This window comes from Streptomyces sp. NPDC052236, from assembly GCF_044548015.1.
Classification (GTDB): domain Bacteria; phylum Actinomycetota; class Actinomycetes; order Streptomycetales; family Streptomycetaceae; genus Streptomyces.
Genome location: NZ_JBIUBL010000024.1, coordinates 24,504 through 46,429, shown reverse-complemented (window position 1 = coordinate 46,429; position 21,926 = coordinate 24,504). Strand labels below are relative to the sequence as shown.

Annotated in this window: 19 protein-coding genes and 3 pseudogenes; 14 read left to right on the top strand and 8 right to left on the bottom strand. The window is 68.8% G+C overall.

Annotated elements, in window-relative coordinates; translation table 11 throughout:
- Window positions 1-42: 42 nt before the first annotated feature.
- Together ACIHCQ_RS32060 and ACIHCQ_RS32055 are read right to left on the bottom strand one after the other, a co-directional pair.
- Window positions 43-510, bottom strand: a pseudogene (locus ACIHCQ_RS32060) (glycoside hydrolase family 6 protein); the annotation flags it as partial.
- A gap of 310 nt (window positions 511-820) precedes the next feature.
- Complete coding sequence (locus tag ACIHCQ_RS32055) at window positions 821-1,792, bottom strand: glycoside hydrolase family 6 protein (protein WP_399670232.1); 972 nt, start codon at window positions 1,790-1,792, stop codon at window positions 821-823.
- A 273-nt stretch (window positions 1,793-2,065) separates the two neighbouring features.
- Here ACIHCQ_RS32055 and ACIHCQ_RS32050 point away from each other — a divergent pair, with 273 nt between their 5' ends.
- From ACIHCQ_RS32050 to ACIHCQ_RS32035, 4 genes are all read left to right on the top strand, one after another.
- On the top strand, window positions 2,066-3,097 hold the full coding sequence (locus ACIHCQ_RS32050) for a LacI family DNA-binding transcriptional regulator (RefSeq protein ID WP_399670229.1): 1,032 nt from the start codon (window positions 2,066-2,068) through the stop codon (window positions 3,095-3,097).
- Window positions 3,098-3,336: 239 nt separating this feature from the next.
- Window positions 3,337-3,549: a family 1 glycosylhydrolase gene (locus ACIHCQ_RS32045; protein WP_399670226.1), complete on the top strand. Its 213-nt coding sequence runs from the start codon at window positions 3,337-3,339 to the stop codon at window positions 3,547-3,549.
- Between the two features lie 16 nt (window positions 3,550-3,565).
- Entirely contained in the window at window positions 3,566-4,120 is a 555-nt protein-coding gene (locus ACIHCQ_RS32040; RefSeq protein ID WP_399670223.1) for a hypothetical protein, read from the top strand.
- Window positions 4,117-4,641: a DUF6262 family protein gene (locus ACIHCQ_RS32035; RefSeq protein WP_399670221.1), complete on the top strand. Its 525-nt coding sequence runs from the start codon at window positions 4,117-4,119 to the stop codon at window positions 4,639-4,641. The genes ACIHCQ_RS32040 and ACIHCQ_RS32035 overlap by 4 nt, the downstream gene beginning before the upstream one ends.
- A gap of 50 nt (window positions 4,642-4,691) precedes the next feature.
- Here ACIHCQ_RS32035 and ACIHCQ_RS32030 read toward each other — a convergent pair whose 3' ends face one another.
- Window positions 4,692-5,507 carry a hypothetical protein gene (locus ACIHCQ_RS32030; RefSeq protein ID WP_399670218.1) on the bottom strand — a complete coding sequence of 272 codons (816 nt, stop codon included), beginning with the start codon at window positions 5,505-5,507 and terminating at the stop codon, window positions 4,692-4,694.
- Window positions 5,508-5,716: 209 nt separating this feature from the next.
- On the opposite strand from ACIHCQ_RS32030, the pseudogene ACIHCQ_RS32025 reads away from it, so the two are divergent.
- Window positions 5,717-6,426 (top strand): annotated as a pseudogene (locus tag ACIHCQ_RS32025) (glycoside hydrolase family 1 protein); the annotation flags it as partial.
- A gap of 903 nt (window positions 6,427-7,329) precedes the next feature.
- On the opposite strand, the gene ACIHCQ_RS32020 reads toward ACIHCQ_RS32025, so the two are convergent.
- Together ACIHCQ_RS32020 and ACIHCQ_RS32015 are read right to left on the bottom strand one after the other, a co-directional pair.
- Window positions 7,330-9,549 carry a glycoside hydrolase family 3 N-terminal domain-containing protein gene (locus ACIHCQ_RS32020; protein ID WP_399670215.1) on the bottom strand — a complete coding sequence of 740 codons (2,220 nt, stop codon included), beginning with the start codon at window positions 9,547-9,549 and terminating at the stop codon, window positions 7,330-7,332.
- Between the two features lie 9 nt (window positions 9,550-9,558).
- Window positions 9,559-10,572, bottom strand: coding sequence for a LacI family DNA-binding transcriptional regulator (locus ACIHCQ_RS32015; RefSeq protein ID WP_399670212.1), 1,014 nt, complete (start codon window positions 10,570-10,572; stop codon window positions 9,559-9,561).
- A 232-nt stretch (window positions 10,573-10,804) separates the two neighbouring features.
- On the opposite strand from ACIHCQ_RS32015, the gene ACIHCQ_RS32010 reads away from it, so the two are divergent.
- From ACIHCQ_RS32010 to ACIHCQ_RS31975, 8 genes are all read left to right on the top strand, one after another.
- Window positions 10,805-12,097, top strand: coding sequence for an extracellular solute-binding protein (locus ACIHCQ_RS32010; protein WP_399670209.1), 1,293 nt, complete (start codon window positions 10,805-10,807; stop codon window positions 12,095-12,097).
- The gene (locus ACIHCQ_RS32005) at window positions 12,090-13,079 is read left to right on the top strand and encodes a carbohydrate ABC transporter permease (RefSeq protein WP_399670206.1); all 990 of its coding nucleotides are present in this window, start codon (window positions 12,090-12,092) and stop codon (window positions 13,077-13,079) included. The genes ACIHCQ_RS32010 and ACIHCQ_RS32005 overlap by 8 nt, the downstream gene beginning before the upstream one ends.
- Window positions 13,076-13,906 carry a carbohydrate ABC transporter permease gene (locus ACIHCQ_RS32000; RefSeq protein WP_399670203.1) on the top strand — a complete coding sequence of 277 codons (831 nt, stop codon included), beginning with the start codon at window positions 13,076-13,078 and terminating at the stop codon, window positions 13,904-13,906. The genes ACIHCQ_RS32005 and ACIHCQ_RS32000 overlap by 4 nt, the downstream gene beginning before the upstream one ends.
- Before the next feature lie 35 nt (window positions 13,907-13,941).
- Window positions 13,942-15,318 (top strand): glycoside hydrolase, encoded by a 1,377-nt coding sequence (locus ACIHCQ_RS31995; protein WP_399670201.1) that lies wholly within the window; start codon window positions 13,942-13,944, stop codon window positions 15,316-15,318.
- A 26-nt stretch (window positions 15,319-15,344) separates the two neighbouring features.
- Window positions 15,345-16,385: an endo-1,4-beta-xylanase gene (locus ACIHCQ_RS31990; RefSeq protein WP_399670198.1), complete on the top strand. Its 1,041-nt coding sequence runs from the start codon at window positions 15,345-15,347 to the stop codon at window positions 16,383-16,385.
- Complete coding sequence (locus ACIHCQ_RS31985; RefSeq protein ID WP_399670196.1) at window positions 16,382-16,879, top strand: Gfo/Idh/MocA family oxidoreductase; 498 nt, start codon at window positions 16,382-16,384, stop codon at window positions 16,877-16,879. Before ACIHCQ_RS31990 ends, ACIHCQ_RS31985 begins: the two co-directional genes overlap by 4 nt.
- Complete coding sequence (locus ACIHCQ_RS31980) at window positions 16,879-18,357, top strand: non-reducing end alpha-L-arabinofuranosidase family hydrolase (RefSeq protein ID WP_399670192.1); 1,479 nt, start codon at window positions 16,879-16,881, stop codon at window positions 18,355-18,357. The genes ACIHCQ_RS31985 and ACIHCQ_RS31980 overlap by 1 nt, the downstream gene beginning before the upstream one ends.
- 441 nt (window positions 18,358-18,798) lie before the next feature.
- Window positions 18,799-19,068 (top strand): carbohydrate binding domain-containing protein, encoded by a 270-nt coding sequence (locus ACIHCQ_RS31975; RefSeq protein ID WP_399670511.1) that lies wholly within the window; start codon window positions 18,799-18,801, stop codon window positions 19,066-19,068.
- A gap of 329 nt (window positions 19,069-19,397) precedes the next feature.
- Here the strand turns inward: ACIHCQ_RS31975 and ACIHCQ_RS31970 are convergent, their stop codons facing one another.
- The 3 genes and pseudogenes from ACIHCQ_RS31970 to ACIHCQ_RS31960 all read right to left on the bottom strand — a co-directional run bounded on the left by ACIHCQ_RS31970 (window position 19,398) and on the right by ACIHCQ_RS31960 (window position 21,249).
- Window positions 19,398-19,562 carry a hypothetical protein gene (locus ACIHCQ_RS31970; RefSeq protein WP_399670529.1) on the bottom strand — a complete coding sequence of 55 codons (165 nt, stop codon included), beginning with the start codon at window positions 19,560-19,562 and terminating at the stop codon, window positions 19,398-19,400.
- Between the two features lie 219 nt (window positions 19,563-19,781).
- A pseudogene (locus ACIHCQ_RS31965) lies at window positions 19,782-19,907 on the bottom strand (IS5/IS1182 family transposase); the annotation flags it as partial.
- Window positions 19,908-19,962: 55 nt separating this feature from the next.
- Window positions 19,963-21,249, bottom strand: a complete 1,287-nt coding sequence (locus ACIHCQ_RS31960) for an MFS transporter (protein ID WP_399670189.1) — start codon at window positions 21,247-21,249, stop codon at window positions 19,963-19,965.
- A gap of 62 nt (window positions 21,250-21,311) precedes the next feature.
- On the opposite strand from ACIHCQ_RS31960, the gene ACIHCQ_RS31955 reads away from it, so the two are divergent.
- Entirely contained in the window at window positions 21,312-21,704 is a 393-nt protein-coding gene (locus tag ACIHCQ_RS31955; protein WP_399670186.1) for a MerR family transcriptional regulator, read from the top strand.
- Window positions 21,705-21,926 lie beyond the last annotated feature (222 nt).

The following is a 21,926-nucleotide window of genomic DNA, read 5'->3' as shown; positions in this document are numbered from 1 at the left end:
GGTGGTCAGATAGTTGGAGACGTTCAGCGAGAAGCCCTGGGTGCGGGTGACACCGGCCTGGAGGAGGCGTTGCGCGATGTCGCCGACGCTGCGCCAGTGGCTGTTGCCGGCGTCCAGGTAGACGACGCTGTTCGGCTGCCGCTCCAGGGCGTCGATCGTGTGGTTGAGGTCGGCGAAGCGTCCGGTGGTGATCGCGCCGGTGGGGTCGCTGTCGGGACCGCAGCCGGGGGGGAGGTTGGCCAGCCCGTCCGGTTCGAGGATGACGACGGCCTTACCGCGGCCGAGCCCCCGGGCGAAGGCGCTGATCCAGGCCTGGTACTCGGCGTCCGACTGCGCACCGCCGGAGGAGTACTGGGAGCAGTCGCGCAGCGGGATGTTGTAGGCCACCAGGACGGGAACCGTCCGGGTTCGCTCGGCGCGGCGTACCAGGTCGCGTACGCGAGATTCGACCTGGTCCGGATTGCCGTCGGTGAACCAGGCAGCCTCCGGCCAACTGGCCAATTCCGCCATGGACTTGGCGGCCTCGAAGTCCCGGTGGAGGAGGTCGGTGACGGCCTGGTGGGCCGCGTCGCTGCCGGGATCGACGTAGAAGCGGGTGTTTGCGGGAAGTGTGTGGGAGGCCGGCGCGGAGCTCGCCTCGGCAGAGGCCGGGCGGCGGCGCCGAGGAGCAGCGTGAGTGCGCTCGCGGTCAGGACGGATCGGTACAGGGGGATACGCACGGAGTTCCTTCGGCATGGGTGTTCGGTGTCGCGGGCCCTGGCGTTAGGACCGGGTGGGGGTCGGCCCGGCGCCAGGGCCCGGCCTTCGGCGAGGGAACGGGTCAGTAGCCGTAGATCATCTTGTAGGCGACCTCCGGCAGGAACTGTCCGGCCGAGGAGCCGGCCCCGACGCCGCAGTTGCCGTCGGACTCGCCGGGGATCTTGATCCACAGCAGCATCTCGGCACCGCCGCCGTGCTGGCTGGGAGTACCGATCCGGCGGCCGGCGGGGTTGCACCACTGGCCGTTGGAACCGTTGCCGTTGCGGCTGGTGTCGACGACGAATGGCTTGGTGTAGCCGTAGGAGCCCAGGGCGGAGTTGACCGCGTTGCCGTAGGAGGTGTTCTGGTCGGCGGTGAAGTAGTTGGAGACGTTCAGCACGAAGCCGTGTGCCCCGCTGACACCGGCGGCTGCGAGCTGCTGCGCCATGGTCGAGGCGCCGATCCAGCCGGGGTTCCCGGCGTCGAGGTAGACCCAGGTGTTGGGTGCCTTGGCCTTGAACTGGGCGATCGCGTTCTTCAGCATGGCGTTGCGCTCGGCGATCTGACCGGCCGTCATGCAGCTCTCGTGGCCGAGCGCGTCGGGTTCGAGGACGACGACGGCCGGGCGGCTGCCGATGCCACTGGCGAAGGCGGCGATCCAGGTGTCGTACGCGGCGCGGCTCCCGGCGCCGCCGCCGGAGTGACCGGCGCAGATGTCCCGGTTGGGGATGTTGTACGCGACCAGGATCGGCAGCTTGTCGTAGGAGTCCGCGCGGCCGACGTAGGCGCCGGCGGCCGTGCCGATGTCGCCGCTCCAGTTGCCGAACCAGCGGGCTGCCGGGGTGTTGGCGATGGACGTCCGGATCGCTGCCGCCCGCCCGTCGCCGGGGTTCGCGTTGGCCCACCGCAGGGCGGAGTTGTCGGGGTCGGCGTAGAAGCCGCTGGTCATGGTGGTCGGGTCGGCGGCGTGCGCCGGGCCGGCGTTGATCGCGGCGAGACCGGTGGTGAGCACACCGGCCAGCAGGGCGGATGCGGCTCGGACGGACTTGCGCATGGTTCTTCCTCCGGTGGGTGGGGGGCGGGGAAGTGGAAGCGCTTCCAGTTTTGACGTGAGTTGGACCGCGTTGATGGGATGATTGGGTCCGTCGGCAGGGTGTGTCAAGAGGTTGAACACGGCAGTGTCACGGTGGCTGGTATGGCGCGATAGGTTGGAAGCGCTGCCAAATCGAGACAAGGGCATCATCCGCGTGCAGGTCCGAAGTCGGGACGGTGCATGGGATCATGGCCCCTGTTCGCCGTCCGCGTGAGCCTGAGGAGCAGTTTTTCCATGGAGCCGCCACCCAAGCGCATGCCGACTCTCGACGAGGTGGCTGCACGAGCCGGCGTGTCGCGCACGGCGGCCTCCCGGGTGATCAACAACGCCCCGCACGTCAGCCGCGCCAAGCGGGAGGCGGTCCAACGGGCGGTGCGCGAGCTGGATTTCGTGCCCAATCCGTCCGCGCAGGCCCTGGCGACCCGCAGGGTCGGAGCGGTGGTGCTGGCGGTCTCCAGCGACGAGCCGGGGCTGTTCGCGGACCCGTTCTTCGCGGAGGTCATCGTCGGCGTCAGCGCGGCGCTGGAGCAGACGGAACTGGAACTGATCCTGCTGCTGGCCAACACCCCGCGCGGCCGGGAGCGGTTCGAGCGGTTGCTGCGCTCCCGCCGGGCCGACGGCGTCATGCTGATGGCGCTGCGCGGCGACGATCCGCTGGGACGCCTGGGCGAGGAGGTCGATCTCCCCGTCGTCTTCGGCGGACTCCCGCTCATCGGGGAGCCCACGTGGTACGTGGACGCCGACAACCGGGGCGGTGCCCGCCTGGCCGCCGAGCACTTCGCGCGTACCGGCCGCCGACGGCCCGTCATGATCACCGGACAGGTGGACGCCAGGGCCGCCGTAGCGCGGGAGCAGGGGTTCACCGATGGTCTGACGTTGTCCGGCCTGCCGCTGCTCGGGGTCGAGCCCGGGCAGTTCACCGAGGACGGCGGCGCCGAGGCGATGGAGCGACTGCTCCGGGCGCACCCCGATCCCGACGCGGTGTTCGCGGCCTCCGACGCGATGGCCATCGGCGCTCTGCGCACCTTGCGAGAACGGGGGCTCCGGGTGCCCGAGGACGTCGCGGTGATCGGCTTCAATGACCTGGCGAGCGCCCGGCACACCAGCCCGCCGCTGACCACGGTCCATCAGCCGGTGCGGGCGCTGGGGCAGGAGATGGCCAGGATGCTGGTCAGTGCCATCGAAGGACACCGCCCCAGCCCGCTGATCCTCCCGACCCGCCTGACCGTGCGCGAGTCCGCCCCCGACCTGCCCGCGTCGGCCTGATCGGTGGGCGCTTCCGTCAGGGTCGGCCCACGCCCGATCTGACCGGGTGCGCTTCCCACTCGTTTCCCGGCCATTGCCGCCTCAAGTCTTGACATCATCCCCTCGTGCGGCGGAAACTTCCCGGCGTGATCGCCTGGAAGCGCTTCCAAAGCCCAGGGGCCACCCTCTTCGAGCTCCTCGGTCTCTCCCGCTGGGAGGCTCCACGAGCCAACACACCGTCAGCATGCGAGCGCTCCCGCATGACCCCATCAGTCCAGGCCCCCGTCGCCGCATCGCCGCGAGCCGGCGAGCAGGAAGCCTCTGACGGACTTCTCCGCTTTCCCGCGGGCTTCCTGTGGGGCAGCCTCACCTCGGCGTACCAGATCGAGGGAGCGGTCGGCGAGGGCGGGCTTCTCTGGGGGCCAGCCCGGTGTGGTGTGACGTTGTGTGGGGGCAGTAAGTTGATCTTCTGAGGCTCGCTCTCGGGGGGTGTGGCTCCGGGTCAGCCAGGAACGACGGCGCGAGGCCGTCGACCGGGTCACCGCCCTGCAGTTCGACCGTCGCGGCAACCGCGTCTGGCGCAAAGCACAGGCAATGCTGGACTCCGAACACGTGCGGCGGGCCATTGGAGAAGTGGCCACGGCCTACGGCATCTGCCTGGAACCGCACAACGTCGCGGCCGGCGGGCAGAGTTGCCCGCTTCGCTTCCGCTGCGTCGGCTGCGACCACTTCCGCACTGACGTCTCCTACCTTCCCGACCTGGAGCGCTACCTCTCTGACCTGCTCCGCAGCCGCGAGCGGCTCATGTCGGCGTTCGAGGCCGACGACTGGGCCCGCAGCGAGGCCATACCCTCCGAAGAGGAGATCCGTCGCGTCCGCCGCCTGATCAACCGGGTCAAGGCGGACCTGGACGACCTGTCAGAAGAAGAACGCGCCCAGATCGAGGAAGCCGTCGCCGTGGTCCGCCGCGGCCGCGTGGTGATGCTGGGCATGCCCCGCGTCGGCCAGCCACTTCCCGATGTCAGGCCCTGGAGGCTGCCGTGATCCCCGCCATGCGCGACGGCCGTCAGGCGGACACCGACCGCCGCCGCCAGCGGGTGGCAACAGCGGTGAAGAACGCCGCGAAGAACGGCACCCCGATCAGCGTCTCGGCCATCGCCCGGCAAGCCGGAGTCGACCGCAGCTTCCATTACCGTCACCGCGACCTGCTCGAAATCGTCCACGCCGCCGAACTCGAACCGGCAGCCCAGGACCCGGCCGGCGGCTCGCCGGTCAGCCGGGCCTCGCTCCAGGCCGACCTCGCCAACGCCCAGGCCCGCAACACCCGCCTGGCCGCCCGCGTCCAGCAGTTGGAGAAACGGTTGTCGCAGGCGCTGGGAGCTCAGGCATGGCAGGAGTCCGGACTGGGAGCCCCGATGGACATCGACGAACTCCAACGAAAGATCACCAGGCTGGAGCAGCAAAACGTCGAGCTCACCGCCAAGTTGGAAGAGGCTCGGTCCGACCTTGATGCCGCACGAGCGGCCAACCGGGACCTTACGAGAGTTCTGAACCAACGCGGCTGAGCTCGGAGACGAGGCGATCCGGTCACCACGGTGGCCGGCCCTCGCCCGTGTCAGCGGATTCGGCCGCCTTCCGTGACCAGCCATTCGCCGGTTTCCCAGTCGGACGGGCCGTTTTCGATCTGATAGCACAGGTCGAATCGGATATCCAGACCCGGCCAAGGGCTGAGGACTGGTACGACGCGGAAGATCTCCTCAAGCTCAGGGAACGTGATCCCTTCGGGCTCGGGAAACATCTGCTCCAGTTCTGCGCGGGTCAGGTCGGTCCAGAGCGCAAACTGCCACTGGGTCTGCGTCAGCCACTGGTCGTAGACCAGCTCGAACCTGGGCTCGCGGCCGACGACGAAGTCACGGATGTCGCCGAGGAGTTCATCCGATGTCGATGGAAGGACGAACGGCCAGTCCTCGCCGGTGGGATAGCGGTACATGGTGGACGCCGAGGCGAGTGCGGTCGTGAGGTCGCGCCACTGCTCGGGCGAGGTGGCACAGGCGGGCACGTTCACGCCCGTGTGATCAACGCGCTGGACGTGCCCGGCAAGGCGGCGGGTCAGGTCCGCCATCTCGACCTGGGCCGGCAGGGCCCGCGTCTCGTGCGTGTCAGCGTCACCCCACATACCGATGGAGTGCCCTGTGTCGAGTGCGATCTCAGGCGCACGAACGTTGGCCAGCTCAAATATCGTCACGGGACGGGCTTCGGCGGGCTGCGGTGGGGTGAGGGTCAGGCGGTCACCCACCCTGCCGGCCGTGCCCGCAGAACCGGTGAAGTCGGCGTACGCCACCTCGGCGAACAGCAAGCGCAGCTCATCGAGGAAACTACGCGATTCCGGTGCGTCGGGCAGAAGGAACGTGATCTCGGACAGGCGATCCATGCGCCTGACCGTAGCCGAATTCGCGTGAATCCCCGGGGGTGATCTGCCAGCCCGCCTGGCGGAGACGAGTGCCACTGCTGAACCTCAGCGAGTCTCACGACAAGTAGCGCCACACATGTTGCGCACGATACTGTCGTTCACACCGGCGCTGAGCTGCACAAAGTGGTCCCACTCGCCTCGCGCCACACGGTTACCCCCAGAGAAGACGGCGCACCCCGTCGACCTGGGACACCTTCAGCCGCACCCCCGGCAAGGTGCACCGGGGCGACACCGGTGACATCGCGGTCGACCACTGCCACCGATGGCGCGAGGACGTGGCCTTGATGAAGGACCTCGGGCTGAAGGCCTACCGCTTCTCGGTGGCCTGACCGCGGGTGCAGCCCACCGGCCGGGGCCCGGCCGCGGAGCGCGGACTCGACTTCTACGCCACCTGGTGGACGAGCTCCTGGCGGCCGGGATCACCCCGGTGCCCACGCTCTACCACTGGGACCTCCCACAGGAGTTGGAGGCTCCGTCAGTCAGCGGCTCCGCCAGGGGCGGCGGCCGCCCCGCCCGGGACACCGCCGAACGCTTCGGCGAGTACGCGGCCCTGGTGGCCGACGCCCTGGGCGACCGGGTGCCGTACTGGACCACCCTGAACGAGCCCTGGTGCTCGGCCTTCCTCGGCTACGGCTCCGGCGTGCACGCCCCCGGCCGGACCGACCCCGTCGACGCGCTGCGCGCCGCCCACCACCTGAACCTGGCGCACGGCCGGGGGGTGGCCTCGCTCCGTGCCGCCCTGCCCGGTACGGCCCAGGTGTCGGTCTCGCTCAACCTGCACCAGGTCCGGCCTCCGACCAACAGCCCCGAGGACCAGGAGGCCGTCCGGCGGATCGACGCGGTCGGCAACCGGATCTTCCTCAGCCCGTGTTGCGGGGGCCTGCCGGCTGTGCTGGACGCCCTCGCGGAGATCAGCGGCGGGTACCTGCCGCTGCCCGTCCCACCCCTGCTGTGGAGGGTGGCGCCTCCAAGTCCGGCGGACCCGGCCGCCTTGCGGTGAAATCCGCGGCTTGCGGGCACGCGGTCGGGGCGCGGCACGGGGGCCCGGCATGCCCGGGATGACGGTATGTCGCCCCGCCGCCGTCACCGGGACCGGAAGGCCTGACGCACAGACGGCCAGACGCAGTGACAGGTGGGGCGGGACCGGACGAGCGGTTCCGCCCCACCGCCGTGCGCGCCGCCACACCCCATCGGGGTGGAACATGCCGCTGCCGACGGCCGGCACGCACCGGACCCGGCTTCTTCCGCAGGCCTGGCCTGAGGGCTCCGGTCCGCCGCGGTGCGCCGTCGAGCACGTTGCCGGTTCTCTCCGGGGACAACCGGGTGCAGGGAGGAGGAACGTGGACTGTGCCAGTTCCGCGAGTTGGCCGCCCCGGTCGACGAAGTGCTCGCTGCCGGTGACGAGTTCCTGCGCCTGCGGGTCGAGCGTGCGGATGCGCTCTGGTCGGGGATCGTCCGCCCGCCGCGGGTCGGGGCAGAGGGGTAGGCGAGGCTCTCGCGTCAGGACGACCCTGGTGGAGCGGACCTGTCGGCTGCACGCAGCGCGGAACCGGCGTGGGGTGGGTGTACGGCGATTCCGACTTCCTGTCCTCCATCGGGCGGAACCGGGCGCGTGGGGCTTCGGCGGGCCCCAGAGCCGGGGCCCGCCGGAGGCCGACAGGGTGGAGAGGGAAGGCTTCCTACGTGTCGCCGCGATCGGCCTGTGGCGATCGAGGGACTCGGCGCCGGCAGACGGACGGGTCGGGCCGGAACCCGGGCAGCACGGGATCACCGAACAACGTGGTCATGGAACCGGGACGATCTCGACCGGCACGGACAGCACCCGGTCGGCCGCCGGGTGACGTACGGGGCCATCCAGAGTGAAGGAGCCCTGGAGCGGAAGATCGCCGCTGGACCGTCCGACGGCTACGCCGATCTCCCCGGGCTCCACTCTTCTCCGCAGGTCGAGCCCGGTGAAAGAGGTCCGGTCGGCATGGACGGAGAAGGTGATCCGGGCGGCCGCGCCCGGCTGCAGCTCGACCCTGCCGAATCCGGCGAGCCACCGCTGCGGCCGGACGACGGAGGCCACAGGGTCCGAGAGGTACAGCTGGACCACCTCGGTCCCGGCCACCTCGCCGACGTTGCGTGCGGTGACCGAAACGGCGACGGCCCCGTCCGTCGCGGCGACGGGATCCACCGAGAGCTCCGAGCAGGTGAAGCTGGTCCAGCTCAGCCCGTGTCCGAAGGGGAACAGCGGGGTCGGGTCCACCGAGCTCCAGTCGGTGTGCCCGCCCAGCCTGGCGTGCAGGTAGGTGCCGGGCTGGCCGCCGACCTGGCGGGGGATGGAGACGGGCAGCCGCCCGGACGGTTCCGCGGCCCCGCTGATGATCCGGGCCAGCGCCGTCCCGCCCTCCTCGCCGGGGAAGAAGGCCTGCACCACGGCCGATGCGCGCTCGGCCAGCGTGCCGAGCGCGTAGGGCCGTCCGGAGACGAGGACCAGGATGGTCGGCACCCCGGAGTCCAGAACGGCGGAGGCGAGTGCGGCCTGGTCGCCAGGCAGGTCGAGGGTCTCGGCGTCGCAGCCCTCTCCGGAAGTGCCCCGGCCGAGCATGCCGGCGCGGTCCCCGAGCACCAGCACGTTCACGTCCGGATCGTCCGCGGTGACCGTGAACCCGGCAGCGGTCATCGCCTCGCCGAGCGTCGGGATCTCCAGCCCGAGGTCGCCGGGCAGCGCGACGTGGTTGGGGAAGGAATAGCAGCCGAGGAAGGACTGAGGGTCGTCGGCGTACGGCCCGCTGATCGCGACCCGGCACGGCTGCAGCGGCAGGGTGCCGTCGTTGGCGAGCAGCACGGTGGACCGTTCGGCCAGGAGCCTGGCCAGTGCCCGGTTTTCCGGCGGGTCGAGGTCGACCGGCTCGGGCTTGACGGATTCCCAGTCGGGGTCGAGCAGGCCGAGCTCGGCCTTCTGCAGCAGGACCCGTTCCGCGGCCCGGTCGATGAGCTCCTCGGGTACGCCTCCTGACCGCACGAGTTCGGTCAGCGGCTCGCCGTAGCAGCGGGCTGTGGGCAGCTCGACGTCGATTCCGGCGGTCAACGCCAGCGCGCCGGCCGCGCCGCGCGATCCGGTGACGCCGTGCCGGGTCTCCAGGAAAGAGACGGCGTAGTAGTCGGCGACGACCACACCGCTGAAACCGAGCTCACCCCTGAGCAGCTCGGTCAGCAGCCGTTCGTCGGCGGCCACCGGGACGCCGTCCACGTCGGTGTAGCTGTTCATCACCGACCGGGCGCCTCCCTCGCGCAGTGCCCGTACGAAAGGCTCGACCAGCACGTCAGCGAACTCGCGCGGCCCCGAGGCGACGGGGGCCATGTTCCGGCCGCCGCGCGAGGCCGAGTACCCGGCGAAGTGCTTGAGCGTCGCCACGATCCCGGCGCCTTCCAAGCCCTGCACATAGGCGGTGCCGATCGCTCCGACGAGATAGGGATCCTCGCCGATGCACTCCTCGGTCCTGCCCCACCGGTAGTCGCGGACCACGTCGAGCACCGGAGCCAGCCCTTGGTGGACGCCGACCCGCCGCATCCCCGCGCCGATGGCGGCGGCCATCTGGCGCACGAGCCCGGGATCGAAGGACGCACCCCAGGCCAGCGGCCCGGGGAAGACCGTCGCCCCGAACGTCATGAACCCGGTCAGGCACTCCTCGTGAGCGACCGCCGGGATCCCGAACCGGCCGGATCCGGTCACCTGCTGCTGGAGCGAGGCGAGCCGCTCCATCCCGGCTTCCGCGGTGATCGGCGCGGTGCCGTACACCCGGGTGAGCTGGCCGAGCCCGTGGGCGACGATGTCGTCGAGGCTGGGCGCGGACTCGCCGGAATCGTCCTCCATCGGCGCGACAGGTGTACCCGGATTCGAGGGCAACGCCCAGAAGCCGGCGAGTTGCCCCGCCTTCTCCTCCATCGTCATCCGTTTCAGCAGATCGGCGACTCGCACGGACGCGGGCAGGAGGGGGTCACGCCAGGGCTCGGTCAAGGGGTTCTCCTAGGGACGGGGCGGGGCGGTGGAGAGCCGGACCTTGAGCTCGGTCGAGAGCTCCATCCGGGGGCTGACCAGGGGCTGGTCCTCCAGAAGCTGGAACAGTGTGCGGGCGGCGAGCCGGCCCATCTCCTCCAGCGGCTGGCGCACCGTCGTCAGCGGCGGTGACAGCCATTCGCACATCGGCAGGTCGTCGAAGCCGACCACGCTGAGGTCCTGCGGGATGCTCAGCCCGCCCTGCCGGGCGGCTTCATAGACGCCCATCGCCTGCTGGTCGCTACCGGCGAAGATTGCGGTCGGCGGCTCGGGGAGGGCGAGCAGTTCCTGGGCGCGCTGGAACCCGCCCTCGTGCTGGAAGTCGCCGAACCGGATCAGGTCGCGGTCGACCTCGATCCCGGCCCGTTCCAGCGCGGCCCGGTACCCGTCGATGCGGGCCTGGCTGCAGAGCATCTCCTTGCGCCCGCCGATCGTGGCGATCCGGCGGTGCCCCAGCTCCAGCAGGTGTTCAGTGGCGGCGAGGCCGCCCGCCCAGTTGGTCGCGCCGATGCTCGGCACACCGTTGCCCGGCAGGTCGATCGGGTCGATGACGACCAGCGCCACCCCGGCCCGTTCGACCTGGGCGCGCTGGGCGTGGGTGACCGAGGCGGTGACGAGGATGACGCCGTCGCTGTGGTGCAGGACCGGCAGTGCGGCCCAGCTCGACGGCGTGGCCTCGCCCGGCGGGACGAGCGACACGACGGTGCCGACGCTCCGCTGGGCGCACTCGGCTTCGACGCCGCGCAGTATCTCCACCGCCCACGCGCTGTCCAGACCGCCGATGATCAAGTCGACCAGGCCCGACCTGCGGGCCCTGCCCTGCCGACCGGGGTGGAGGTAGTTGTGAGATCGCAGCAGGCTCTCAATCCGTTCGCGTGTCGAGGGTGCGACATCGGAGCGGCCGTTGATCACCTTGGACACGGTGGCCTGGGAGACCCCTGCCTCGGCGGCGATGACGGCCAGGGTCGGACGCTGCTCGCTCAACTTCTCTCCTCTGCGCGGACGCCTTGGGTTGGCGACAGGTATCGCAAACTTTCGAAGAGTTTCCGGTCGGCGCGACCTGCTGTCAAGCCCAAAAAGAGCTGCTGTTTTTGGATAAATCGGCGACAGGTCTTGACCGAGAAGCCTCACGTTCCTAGTTTATGGCAGCACAGAATCCGAGAGTATTACGAAATGTTTTCGAGGCGAATCGGCATTCCCCACCCCCGGAGGTCCCATGGCCAGCACTCCCCCGAGCCGACGAAGCTTCCTGGCGCTCTCGGGCCTGACCGCACTGTCCGTCCCGCTGGCCGCGGCCTGCGGCGGTGACGACTCCGGCGACAAGCCGGCGGCCGACGGCAAGGTGACCTTCGCGTGGTGGAACATCGCCACGACGGAACCGGGCAAGTCCCTCTTCCCGCAGATCTCCTCGGCGTTCACGGCCGCTCACCCGAACATCACGATCAAGACGACCTCGTTGGAGAACGAGGCGTTCAAGTCCAAGCTGACCGCCACCACCTCTTCGGGCAAGCTCCCCGACGTCTTCCAGACCTGGGGCGGCGGCGTGCTGCAGCAGCAGGTCGACGCGGGGCTGGTCGAGGACCTCACCGACGCGTTCGGCTGGTCGTCCGACCTCACCCCGGTCTCGCTGCAGGCCTATCAGTTCGGGGGCCGGACCTACGGGGTGCCCTACGACGTCGGCATGGTCGGCTTCTGGTACAACAAGAAGCTCTTCGCCAAGGCCGGGATCACCGCGCCGCCGGCCACCTGGGCCGAGCTCCTCGAAGACGTCAAAAAGCTCAAGGCGGCGGGCGTCACTCCGATCGCCCTCGCGGGCAAGGAGAAATGGCCAGGCCACTACTACTGGGCCTACCTCGCGATGCGCGTCGCAGGCCTCCCCGCGCTGCAGCAGGCCGCGGCCACCAAGGACTTCACCGGCGCCGGCTTCGTCCAGGCAGGCACCCACCTCAAGGAGCTGGTCGACCTCCAGCCGTTCCAGACGGCCTTCCTCGGCGCCGGCTACGCCACCCCCGGCGGCCAGGCCGCGACCATGGGCAACGGCAAGGCCGCCATGGAGCTGATGGGGCAGTGGGGACCGTCGGTGCAGAAGGACGCGGGCGCCGACCTCGGAGCGGACCTGGGCTTCTTCCCCTTCCCGACGGTCGGCGGCGGTGTCGGCCAGGTCACCGAGGTGTTCGGCGGTGGCAGCGGCTTCGCGCTGCGCAAGGGCGCCCCGAAGGAGGCGCTGGATTTCCTGAAGTTCCTCGTTCTGGAGAACGAGTCCAAGCTGCTGGCCTCCAACGGCTTCCTGCCGGTGGTCAAGGGCGCGGAGCGCCAGCTCACCGATGCCAACAAGAAGGTGGTGGCCGACAGCCTGGTCAAGGCGACGGGCTTCCAGCTCTTCCTCGACCAGGCCTACCCGCCGGCGGTCGGCCAGGAGGTCAACGACAGCGTCGCCGACCTCATCGCGGGCAAGAAGACGCCCGAGCAGGTCACCAAGTCGATCACCGAGGCTGCGAAGGGTGCCTAGCTCCGTGTCCACCCCGACCAAGGAGCGGACGGAGGACGCCGTGCCGGTGCGCCCGCCCGCTCCGGCCCGGTCGCTCCGGCGCGGGTTGGGAGGCTGGGCGTCGGTTGCCTGGTTCCTCGTCCCGGCTCTGGTCCTTTTCCTCGTCTTCGTCCTCGCCCCGATCGCTGTCGCCGTCTACACCGCCTTCTTCAAGTGGGGCGGGATCGGCCCCATGGACGACTTCGTCGGCTTCGAGAACTACGCCAAGCTGTTCGACGATGAGGTCTTCCTCGGCGATCTGGGCCGCGGGCTGTACCTGATCGCCCTGTCGATCACGGTGCAGTTGCCGTTCGCGCTGTTCACCGCAGTCCTGCTCAACCAGAGGCTGCGCGGCCGGGCCGTCTACCGGATGCTGTTCTTCGCGCCGTACATCCTGTCCGAGGTGGTCACGGCGGTCCTCTTCACGATGATCTTCCTTCCCGGTGACGGCATGGCCGACCATCTCGCCGGCGCCCTCGGCCTGGAGTGGCTGCAGGGCAAGTGGCTCGCCGATCCCTCGACGGTCATGCCGACCCTGTTCGTGGTCATGACCTGGAAGTACTTCGGTTTCCACATGATGCTCTTCCTCGCCGGGCTGCAGAGCATCCCGGGCGAGATCCTGGAGGCCGCCTCCATCGACGGCGCCGGCGCCTGGCAGCGCTTCCGGCACGTGACGCTGCCGCTGCTCGGCCCGACGATCCGGATCAGCGCCTTCCTTTCGATCATCGGGGCCATCCAGCTCTTCGACCTCGTCTGGGTCATGACCGCGGGCGGGCCCAACCACTCCTCCGAGACGATGGCGATCTCGATGTTCCAGTTCGGGTTCAAGCGCTACCAGGTGGGCTACGCCAGTGCGATCAGCGTGGTGTTGTTCATGATCAGTCTGGTCTTCTCCCTCTTCTACCAGCGTTACGTGCTCCGCCGTGACCTGAGCGGGGCCGTCACCTCGGGAGGTGGTCGATGAACGCCCGCAGGACGGCACGCGGCCTGTCGCTGCACGCCGTGGTCTGGCTGATCGGCGCGTTCGTCGTCGTGCCGCTGATCTACGCGGTGATCTCCGGGTTCAAGAGCACCGGCGAGCTGACGACCAACCCGTTCGGGCTGCCGGAGCACTGGAAGACCGGCAACTACACCGGCATTCTCAGCGACGGAATGTTCTGGCGGCAGATCGCCAACAGCGCGGGCATCGCGATCGGCACGACATGCTGCACGGTGGCGGCCTCCGCCATGGCGGCGTTCGTGCTGGCCCGCTACGCCTTCCGGGGCAGGGAGCTGTTCTACACGCTGTTCACGATCGGGCTGATGTTCCCGTTCGCGGTGGCCGTCCTGCCGCTGTTCCTGCTGCTGCGCAACTTCGACCTGCTCGACAACCCGCTCGGAGTGATCCTCCCGCAGGCGGCCTTCGGGCTCCCTATGACGATCATCATTCTGCGCGGTTTCTTCCGGACCATCCCGGCGGAGATTGAGGAGGCGGCCATCGTGGACGGCTGCGGCAAGCTCCGCTTCTTCTGGAAGATCCTGCTGCCGATGGCGCGTCCCGCGCTCGGCACGGTCTCGGTGCTGGCGATCGTCGCGAGCTGGAACAACTTCTTCCTGCCGCTGCTGGTGTTCAACGACCCGAAATGGCAGACGATCCCGGTCGGCGTCCAGCAGTTCCAGGGCCAGTACTCGACCGACTACGCGCTCGTCCTCGCCTACATCGTGCTCGCCATGGTCCCCGCCCTCGCCTTCTACGCCGTCGCCGAGCGGCAGCTGATCGGCGGCCTCACCGCGGGCGCCACCAAGGGCTGACCCGTTCCGCGTGACCTCCACCCCGAGGAGACGTTGTGAAACGCCTGACCGCACTGACAGCCGCACTGATGTTCGCGTTACCGTCACAGGCCGTGGCCGCCCCCGAGCGACCCGGCATCGACTTCCGCGCCGAGCTCCAGCCCATAGACGGATTCGGCTTCTCGATGGCCTTCCAGCGGGCCGACCTGCTGCACGGCGCGCGCGGCCTCAGCCCAGCCAAGCAGCGCGAGGTGCTCGACCTGCTGCTCAGCAAGGACAAGGGCGCGGGCCTTTCGATCCTGCGCCTGGGCATCGGGTCGTCGACCGACAGGGTCTACGACCACATGCCGACGATCCTGCCGGCCGATCCCGGCGGGCCGGACGCCACGCCGAAGTACGTCTGGGACGGCTGGGACGGCGGCCAGGTCTGGCTCGCCAAGGAGGCCAAGGCCTACGGCGTCAAACGGTTCTTCGCCGACGCCTGGAGCGCCCCGGCCTTCATGAAGACCAACGGAAGCGAGAACGACGGCGGCGAGCTACTGCCCGAATGGCGTCAGGCCTACGCGAACTACCTCGTCCAGTACGCGAAGTTCTACCGGCACGAAGGCATCAGGATCACCGATCTGGGATTCACCAACGAACCCGACTGGACGGCGACCTACGCCTCGATGCGGTTCACCCCGCAGCAGGCCGTTGACTTCCTCAAGGTGCTCGGGCAGACCGTTCGCGCATCCGGATTGAAGACCGAGCTGGTCTGCTGCGACGCCGCGGGCTGGGACCGGCAGGTCGCCTACACCGAGGCCATCGAGGCGGACCCCGCGGCCGGCAAGGTCGTGCGGACCATCACCGGCCACCGCTACAGCGGTCCGGCCGAGGTCCCGCAGCCGACCAACAAGCGCGTGTGGATGTCGGAATGGTCGCCGGACGGCTCCACCTGGAACGAGAACTGGGACGACGGCAGCGGCTACGACGGTCTCACCGTCGCGGCCGACATCCAGAACACCCTGACCGTCGGCAACGCCAATGCCTATGTCTACTGGGTCGGCGCGTCCCTCGGCGCGACCCGAGGGCTCATCCAGCTCGCCAACCCCGGTGACAACTACCGGGTGTCCAAGCGGTACTGGGCGCTGGCCGCCTTCAGCCGGTTCATCCGCCCCGGCGCCGTCCGCGTGCCGGTCACGAACGCCGACCCGGCACTGCAGATCACGGCCTTCCGCAACACCGACGGCAGCCGCGTGATCGAAATCCTCAACACCGCGACCACCGAAAGCTCCGCCGAGTTCTCTCTTCGCGGCGGGCATGACCGGCACCCCGACGGCTACGTCACCGACGAGACCCGCTCGATCACCCCGGCCGACATCGTCTCCACGCATGGCACGACCCTCACGGCGACGCTTGCCCCGCGCGCGCTGACCACGATCGTCCTCGACTGAACCGCCCAGCACCCGAGGAGTCTGTCATGTCCATGTCCCGGATTCTCACCGCTCTGTCCGCCGCCATCTGCCTCGCGGCCGGTCTCGCCGCCGAGCCCGCAGCCGCCGAGCCCCGTCCCAGGACGCTCGGCGAACTGGCCAAGAAGCACCACAAGTACTTCGGCTCCGCCACCGACAACCCCGAGTTCACCGACGCCGCCTATCTGAAGCTCCTCGGCAGCGAATTCGGGCAGACCACCCCCGGCAACGCCATGAAGTGGTACGCCACCGAGCCCGAGCGCGGCGTCTTCGACTTCACCGCCGCCGACGAGGTCGTCGTGTTCGCCAAGGCCCACCGCCAGAAGGTCCGCGGCCACACCCTCATCTGGCACAACCAGCTCCCCGCCTGGCTCACCGAGGGCACCTGGACCGCCGACGAGCTGCGCGCCATCCTCAAGAACCACATACAGACGGTGGTCCGGCACTTCAAGGGCCAGGTGATCCACTGGGACGTCGTCAACGAGGCCTTCAACGAAGACGGCACCTACCGCGAGACGCTCTTCTACAAGACGCTCGGCCCCGGCTACATCGCCGACGCCCTGCGCTGGGCCAACGAGGCCGACCGGCACGCCAAGCTGTACCTCAACGACTACAACGTCGACTGGATCGGCCCCAAGAGCGACGCCTATTACACCCTGATCAAGCAGTTGAAGGCGGACGGCGTCCCGGTGGAGGGCTTCGGCATCCAGGGCCATCTGGCGCTCCAGTACGGCTACCCCGCCGACGTCCAGCAGAACATGCAGCGCTTCGCCGACCTCGGGATCGAGGTCGCGATCACCGAGCTCGACATCCGGATGATCCTCCCCGCGACCACGGAGAAGCTCGCCACCCAGGCCACCTGGTACGCCGACTACGTCAAGGCCTGCCTGGCAGTCAAGAAATGCGTCGGCATCACCATCTGGGACTACACGGACAAATACTCGTGGATCAACACCTCCTTCCCTGGTGAGGGCGCACCGCTGCCCTACGACGAGAACCTGCTGCCCAAGCCCGCCTATTACTCGATCAAGAAGGTGCTGGGCGGATGACAAGAACGGTGATCGTCGGAACGGTCGGGATCGCGGGCATCTGCCGCGTTCCCGCCCTCCGGGCGCAGGCGCACCGGGCCGTGATCGTGGCAGCCGTCGACGTGGACGCCGCGCGCGCCGAGGCGTTCGCGGCCGAACACGGCATTTCCTCGGTCTACACCGACCTGCACACGATGTTCGAGGAGCAGAGGCCGGACCTCGTGCACCTGAGCACGCCTCCGTTCCTGCACGCCGACCAGGCCGTGGCCTGCCTGGAGCCGGAGGCGTGGGCGTGGTGCCGCAGCCGTCACGACCGGCCGTCAGCTGGAACAGCTGAAGGCCGGAGACTCTCTCACCTCGGCCACGGCGAAGTGTCACGACTGGAGCGCCCGGAGCACCAACTCTTCGGCATGCGCGGCCGCCTTCACACCTATCCCGTCCCTGACCCCCCAACGCGGCCGCTCTGCGGTTCGTTGGGGTCACCTCACCCCCACCCCCCAAAGGAGCTCTTCTGATGTGGTTTCGCCATCCGTCCCCGGTCCACCTGAAACGCCTGCTCGCCGTCCTTGCGCCATTGCTGCTCCTGGCTACTTTCCTCAGTGTCCAGCCCGCCGCCGCGGCGACCATCGACACCAACGCCTCGTATGTGCTGGTCAACCGCAACAGCGGCAAGGCCCTGGACGTCTACAACCTGGCGACCAACGACGGCGCCCGCATCACCCAGTGGACCAGAAACGATCAGAACCAGCAGCAGTGGCAGTTCGTCGACTCCGGCGGCGGTAACTACCGCATCAAGTCCCGCCACTCCGGCAAGGTGCTGAACGTCCAGAACGGGTCCACCGCCAACGGCGGCGCGATCGTCCAGTCGACCGACCTGAACAGCACCAACCAGCAGTGGCGGCTGGCCGACAGCTCGGACGGCCACGTGAGGTTCATCGCGCGCCACAGCAACAAGGCCCTCGAAGTACAAGGCGCCTCCACCGCCGACAACGCGAACATCGTCCAGTACGACGACTGGGGCGGCAACAACCAGCAGTGGCAGCTCGTCAAGGTCGGCGGCGGCAACCCCGGCTCGTGCGATCTTCCGTCGACATACCGCTGGACATCAACGGGCGCGCTGGCGCAGCCCAAGGCCGGGTGGGCCTCGCTCAAGGACTTCACCGTCGTCCCCTACAACGGCAAGCATCTCGTCTATGCGACGACGCACGGCGCCGCGGGAACGGGAGTGGGCTGGGGTTCGATGAACTTCGGCCAGTTCACCAACTGGTCGGAGATGGCCTCGGCCAGCCAGAACACGATGTCGAACTCCGTCGTGGCGCCCACGCTCTTCTACTTCGCGCCGAAGAACATCTGGGTGCTCGCCTACCAGTGGGGGGGTGGGAGCGCCTTCTCCTACCGGACGTCGAGCGACCCCTCCAACCCCAATGGCTGGTCCGCACAGCAGGTGCTCTTCTCCGGAAGCATCACCGGCTCCAGCACTGGCCCCATCGACCAGACGCTCATCGCTGACGGCCAGAACATGTACCTGTTCTTCGCCGGTGACAACGGCAAGATCTACCGGGCCAGCATGCCGATCGGGAACTTCCCGAGCAGTTTCGGCTCGACCTACACAACGATCATGAGCGATACGACGAACAACCTGTTCGAAGCGCCGCAGGTCTACAAGCTCCAGGGCCAGGACCGCTACCTCATGATCGTCGAGGCGCAGGGCTCGCAGGGCCGCTTCTTCCGCTCGTTCACGGCCACCAGTCTGAACGGCTCATGGACACCCCAGGCCGCTACCCAGAGCAACCCCTTCGCCGGCAAGGCCAACAGCGGCGCCACCTGGACCAACGACATCAGCCATGGCGAACTGATCCGCACCAGTGCCGATCAGACCTTCACCGTCGATCCCTGCAACCTGCAATTCCTCTACCAGGGGCGCAACCCCAACATTGGCGGCGACTACGGCCATTGGCCCTACCGGCCGGGTCTGCTGACACTGCAGCGCTAACGACGTGACACGGGTCCGGCTCCGGAGTGGAGCCGGCGTGGCGGGCTCGGCGGAAGGCCGAGCCCGCCCTGGTCACGCGAAAACGTCAGCGCTCACACGGCGACGGAGCGCGGGGTCGGGCAACGCTCACCAGCCCGAGGGCCATCCTCGAAAGGATCACCATGAGATCTGCACCATCACGCCGGCTGGTCTGGATCATGAGCGTGCTCTGCCTCATGACCCTGCCGCCCGCGACACCGGCCAGGCGGACAACCCGATCGTCCAGACGATCTACACCGCCGCCCCCGCGCCGCTCGTCCACAACGGCCGCCTCCACCTCTACACCGCTCCGGCGCGACCGGCGCCCGTGACCTCTACCGGCGTTTCGCGGACGGCAGCGGCTACCCGCTCAACCTCAATTGGTGGCAGTTCACTCCGTACGGCAACGGCGGCGGGAACCTCCTGACCAACGGCACGATGGAGGACGGCACGACCGGATGGACGAGTTCCGGCGGCACCCTCACCTCCGCGACCAACGTGGCCCATGGGGGCAGCCGGTCCCTGCTCAACGCCGGCCGCACCTCCGCCTGGCAGGGCCCACATCAGAACGTGACCGCCCGGCTCACCAACGGCAAGAGCTACACCACCAGCTCTGGGTCCGCTCGCAGAGCGAAACTCCCAGTGCGAAGGCGACCCTGCCCCTCACCGCGAACGGCACCAACGCCTCAGTGAGACGTGACATTATCGGCCGCCGCGAAAAGTATCGGTCGGCGTGATCCCTGATACGGGTGGGCAACCTGCGGCCTTTGGGCCATCGTGGCGGTGGCCCTTGCCGCCCGCAGCGCTGTCAAGCGGGGCAGCGGCCCTGCGAACGGCCTCCAGCAGCGTCACGAGCTCGTCCGCCTGCGAGGGGGAGAACCTGGCCCGGGAAGGCAGCTCGCACACCGTGAAGCGCGCGGTCACCGCATTACGCTGGTGCTTGCTGATGCGGGACAGCTCTTCCGCGTACGCGTCGTGCTGCTGGGTGCACATGCTGCTCCTCCCCTTGTCCTCTGAGGCAGTCACGACGCCCACTCCAGCCCGAGTGCCGCCAGCGCCTGGAGCTTGTCGGCGGTCAGCTTCGCGCGCCTGCTCTTGCTGTTCGACAGGAACACCGCGAGCTTGACCTCAGCCCCGTCCTCCAGCCGCTCTACGTGGGAGCGGCTGACGGGCCCTACGGAGCCCATACGCGCCTTGTACTGCGCCCAGAGGCAGCAACGCCCCGCTCGAACGCCCCAGAGGTGCCCTTGGACGGCTTGGCGGGCGCTTCCTGCTCCGGGGCAGCGGGAAGACACCGAGCTGCTCCAGGCGCTCGCGCGCCTGTCCATCACCCCCTGCCAGACGGCGTGCTGACGCTGCTGCGCAGCCACCGGCCGACGTTTATGCCGTGCACGGTGACCCCGGGTGCCCGCCAGCGACACACGGTCGGGTACGCGCGCTCGTCCAGGGAATCGGTGCCTACGCGCCGGTGGTGCGGGGAGCAAGGGCGCGACGCGCTCCCACAGGTCATCAGGGACAAGATCGTCAATCACGTGTCGAGATTTCAGCCTTGTCAAAGTCAGGTGAGTGATGTGGCGCCGGCCGGTCTCAGGCGGTGTGCCTTGCCCGCTCGGCCGGGACGTGTGAGGGCTGATGTCGTCGTCGATGATCTCCGTAGAGTTGCAGTACAACCATGCTGGTGGGGACGAGGAGGATCATCAGTGCACCGCAGCCGACGAGGATGGCGGGGGCACTGGTCCGGTCGAGGAGGAAGCCTCCGAGCGCCGCTCCCAGGGGGGAGGCTGTCAGGAGTACGGCGCTGCGTGCAGCCAGAACCGTGGTGAGCAAGTCGGCGGGTGCGCGGTCCTGGATCAGGGTGTAGGAGAGTGCGGAGTAGGGGCCGTAGAGGAGTCCGGCGAAAGCGAAGCCGATCAGGGAAGGGAGGGCGGTGTGCGTGATGGCAAAGGGGAGCACGCCGACGCCGTGACCCGCGATGATGCCGAGCATGGTCGGCCACAGGGGAAGTCGTCTGGCCGCGCCCAGCGCGAGAGCGCCGATGACGGCTCCGATCCCGAAAGCGGCCCAATAGGCACCGAGCAGCCCCGCGCCAGCATCGAGGTTGTCGGAGACGAACAAGGGAAGGGCGACTTCGACGGGGCCAAAGGCGAGGTTGAACACCCAGGTGACGACGAGCAGGCCGAGGAGTTCCGGCTGACGCCGCAGAATACTCAGCCCCTGCCGTGTGCCACCAGCCACCGGCCCTGATGCCGGTGACCAGGGCAGGGTGATGCGGCCGGCCTGGATGGCGAGCACGGCGAACGTGGCAGAGTCCAAGCCGATGATCCATACCGGGGACACCACTCCCACGAGCAGGCCCGCGAGAGCTGGGCCCGCGATCATCGCGCTCCACAGACTGGTGCTGAGCACACTGTTGGCCGCCAGACGCTGGTCGTCGGAAGGCAGAGGAGCGAACAGAGCATACTTGCCGGCCCTGCCCCAGGCGTGAAGCAGCGAGGAGGCACCCAGGAGCCCGACGTACACGGCCGGTGTGAGCACTCCCGCCACGTGCGCGACCGGGACCGCCCCCAGCAGCACGGCCCGTAGCGCGGAGTCGGTGACCAGGAGCCGCTGCGCGGGAAGCCGCCGCATCCATCGGCCCAGGACCAGCGCGCCCAGGGCGCCGGGCAGGACGTAGGCGGCGACAGCGACGCCGGCCAGCGCGCCTTGGCCGCCGTCGGGCCCCAGAGCGAGCGCGAGCCACGCGACGGCGACGACGGTCATGCCGTCGCCCAGGTCGGACAACGCGAAGACCGGCATCAGCCGCCGAAAGGTGCGGTCGGCGAACAGGGAACGGTAGGGGCCGGGCATCAGGCGTCCCGGTGCTGCTGAGAACATGCAGGCCACAGTCGTCCTTCAAGCACGCTTGAAGTCAAGGCCGGATCGGGAAAGGGGCGGGCATGCGGTATCTGCCCATCAGTGAGATCGCGAACAAAGCCCGCGTACGCGCTTCAGCACTGCGCTACTGGGAGGAGCGCGGTCTGCTGCCCGGCGCGCGTCGCGAAGGCGGACGCCGAGTGTGGCCCGCGACCACCGTCCGCCGGGTCGCCCTGATCAAGATGGCACAGCGGGCCGGGTTCACCCTCGCCGAGATCACGCAACTGCTGGCCGGCGACACCACACCATCCGCTACCCGCCAGTGGCGGGACATGGCCACGCGCAAGTTGCCCGAACTCGACCAACACATCGCACAAACCCAGGCTCTGCGGCAGGCAGTCGCGGACTGCCTGGAGTGCGGCTGCATGAACTTCGATAAGTGCGTACTACTCGACACCACGGACGGGGCACCCTGACCGCAGGCGCTCACGACGGCCTTGCAACTGCCGAAGCACCAACGCTCGCCCGCATTTCAAAACGACCTCAAGGAGGTCGTTTTCATCTTCAATGACCGTTTGCATCCAGGTTTTTGACGTGCAGGGCTGTGGTGTTGGTGCGTCTGCCGGTGCGGTCGAGTCTCGATGGCCGGGTGAGGTGGCAGCTGGGGCGGGATGCGGCTCGCGCCTGTCTCATCCCAA